Here is a 2,958-nt window from a genome sequence, read left to right as displayed (position 1 = left end):
CCGGAGGATAGCCTCACTTTTTCCCTGCTCTGGCGCTGGCCGGCCAGCCCGGCCCGGCTGGCCGGCCTGAGTCTGGCGGTGGGCCTGGCGCTGGCCCGGGGGCTGGAGGCCCTGGGGTTCGCAGAGGTGGGCTTGAAGTGGCCCAATGACCTTTATCTTTCGGGGCATCGAGGCGAGGCCAAGCTGGGCGGGATTCTCGTCGAGCTGGCGGCGGACCGGCGCGGCATCCAGGTGGTGATCGGCATCGGCCTCAACCTGCGCGCCCCGGCCCCGGAGCAGCTGGAACAGCCGGCTGCCGGGCTGGCCCAGCTGGGTCCGCTGCCCGAGCGGCACCTGCTGCTGGCGACCCTGCTCACCCATCTGATGGCGACCCTGGACGCCTTCGAGCCACAGGGCTTCGCCCCGCTCCAGCCCGAATGGCAGCGCCGGCACATCTGGCAGGGGCGCCCGGTGCGCCTGCTGGAGGAGGGGCAGGTGCTGGCCGAGGGGCGCTGCCTGGGTGCCGATGCCGAAGGCAGTCTGCTGCTGGAAACCCGCGCGGGCATCCAGCGTTTTCTGGCCGGCGACGTGAGCCTGAGAGCGCAATGATCCTCTGTCTCGATGCCGGCAATTCCCGCCTCAAATGGGGGCTGGCCGAGCCCGCTGGCTGGTTGGCCCAGGGCGCCCTCGATTGGGACGATGCCCAGATGCTGAGCGCACTGGTGGCAGGCTGGCCGCCCCTGACCCGGGTCGTGTTGTCCAGTGTGGCCTGCGAGGCCCGGGAGGCTCTGCTGGCCCAGGCTTTCCCCGGACAGGTGCTGGAACACATGGTCAGCACATGCGCTGCTGCTGGCGTCGTGAATGGCTATCTGCAGCCCCGGCAACTCGGGGTGGACCGCTGGTGCGCCCTGATCGGCGCCCGTTCCCTGAGCCAGCAGCCCTGCCTCGTGGTGACGGCGGGCACGGCCACCACCATCGACAGTCTGGACGGGGAGGGCCGCTTCCTGGGAGGGCTGATCCTGCCGGGGCTGGAGATGATGCACACCGCCCTGGCCCAGGGCACGGCCCGCCTGCCCAGGGCGCCTGGGGCCTATCAGGACTTTCCGCGCCAGACGCAGGACGCCATCCGCACCGGCTGCCTGGAAGCCCAGCTAGGCGCCATCGAGCGGGCTTATGCCCGGCTGCCGGGGGCCGCGTTGTGCTTCTTGTCCGGCGGCGCGGCGCCCGCCCTTGAACGCCAGCTCGAACTGCCGCTGCTCCGGGTGGATAATCTGGTGCTGGAGGGCCTCCGGCTGCTGGCCCTGAATGGCTCGGCACCGTAATGGTGCGGGCACGGCGAGCCTGCCTGGTTTTGGTGCGGCAGGCTTTTTCGGTTAACTTGGCGTCCTTGCCCCTATTTTTTTGAAAACATCATGATTCCTCTGCGTACCTATCTCGATCCTGCCGAAATGCCCACCCACTGGTACAACGTGGTGGCCGACATGAAAAATCCGCCGGCGCCGCCGCTGGGGCCGGATGGCAAACCCATCAGCCCCGAGCAGATGGCCGCCATCTTCCCGATGAACCTCATCGAACAGGAGATGAGCCGCCAGCGCTGGATCGAGATTCCCGAGGAAGTGCGCCAGATCTACGCCCTCTGGCGTCCCGCTCCCCTGTGCCGGGCCTTGCGTCTGGAACAGGCCCTGGGCACCCCGGCGAAGATCTTCTACAAGTACGAGGGAGTGTCCCCGGCCGGTTCGCACAAGCCCAACTCCGCCGTGCCGCAGGCCTTCTACAACAAACAGGCCGGCACCCGGAAGCTGACCACCGAGACCGGCGCCGGGCAGTGGGGCTCCTCCATCGCCTTTGCCGGGCAGATGTTCGGCCTGCCGGTGCGGGTGTTCATGGTCAAGGTCAGCTACGAGCAAAAACCCCTGCGCCGCTCGATGATGCAGACCTGGGGCGCCGAAGTGTTCGCCAGTCCCACCGCCCTGACCGAGGCCGGCCGCAAGGCCCTGGCCGCCGATCCCGACTGCCAGGGTTCCCTCGGCCTGGCCATTTCCGAGGCCGTCGAAGAAGCCGCCGCCGACAAGGGCACCTGCTACACCCTGGGCTCGGTGCTCAACCATGTGCTCTTGCACCAGACCATCATCGGCCTCGAAGCCAGAAAGCAGTTTGACAAGCTCGGCCTCTACCCGGACGTGGTGCTGGGGCCCTGCGGCGGCGGCTCGTCCTTTGGCGGCATCGCCTTTCCCTTCCTGGCCGACAAGGCGGCCGGGGACAAGCGCGCCGACAAGCTGCGCTGCATCGCGGTCGAGCCCGCCTCCTGCCCGACCCTGACCCGAGGCAGCTATGCCTACGATTTCGGCGATGTCTCCGGCTACACGCCGATGATGAAGATGTTTACCCTCGGCCACGACTTCATGCCGCCCGGCATCCACGCCGGCGGGCTGCGCTACCACGGCGCCAGTCCCCTGGTCTCCCAGCTCGTCCATGAGGGCCTGGTGGAAGCCCGGGCCGTGCCGCAGCTCGCCACCTTCGAAGCCGGGGTCCAGTTTGCCCGGGCCGAAGGCATCATCCCCGCCCCCGAGGCCTGCCACGCCATCCGCGCCGCCATCGACGAGGCCCTGGCGGCCAAGGCGAGTGGCGAGGAAAAGGTGATTCTGATCAACCTCACCGGTCATGGCCACTTCGACATGACCTCCTACGACAAATTCTTTGCTGGCGCACTGGAGGATTTCGCCTACCCGGCCGAGGCCATCCAGGCTTCCCTCAAACACCTGCCCCAGGTGGGCTGAAAGCGCCAAACCATGCGGGCCCTGGTTTTTTTTCTGATCCTTGCCAACCTGCTGTTCTTTGCCTACACCCAGGGCTATCTGGGCACGGCCGAAGCGCCGGATGCCTTGCGCATCGAGCAGCAGGTCCATCCCGAGCGTCTGCGGCTGCTTGCCCGGGATGGGGAAGGGGGCAAGGCCCTCGCGGCGCCGATCGCGCCAGCCC

The 2,958-nt window shown here is 68.0% G+C and carries 4 protein-coding genes; all 4 read left to right on the top strand.

Annotated elements, in window-relative coordinates; translation table 11 throughout:
* On the top strand, positions 1-588 hold a 588-nt coding region (locus WBH99_RS08295; protein ID WP_424219616.1), incomplete at its 5' end, for a biotin--[acetyl-CoA-carboxylase] ligase.
* Positions 585-1,301 carry a type III pantothenate kinase gene (locus tag WBH99_RS08290; protein ID WP_424219615.1) on the top strand — a complete coding sequence of 239 codons (717 nt, stop codon included), beginning with the start codon at positions 585-587 and terminating at the stop codon, positions 1,299-1,301. The genes WBH99_RS08295 and WBH99_RS08290, both read left to right, overlap by 4 nt.
* A gap of 90 nt (positions 1,302-1,391) precedes the next feature.
* The gene (locus WBH99_RS08285) at positions 1,392-2,756 is read left to right on the top strand and encodes a TrpB-like pyridoxal phosphate-dependent enzyme (protein WP_424219614.1); all 1,365 of its coding nucleotides are present in this window, start codon (positions 1,392-1,394) and stop codon (positions 2,754-2,756) included.
* A gap of 12 nt (positions 2,757-2,768) precedes the next feature.
* Positions 2,769-2,958 (top strand): hypothetical protein (locus WBH99_RS08280; protein ID WP_424219613.1); only part of this gene is annotated, 190 nt, incomplete at its 3' end.

Source organism: Azovibrio sp. (genome assembly GCF_049658005.1).
Taxonomy (GTDB): Bacteria; Pseudomonadota; Gammaproteobacteria; order Burkholderiales; family Rhodocyclaceae; genus Azovibrio.
This window is presented reverse-complemented; position numbering and strand designations above follow the sequence as displayed.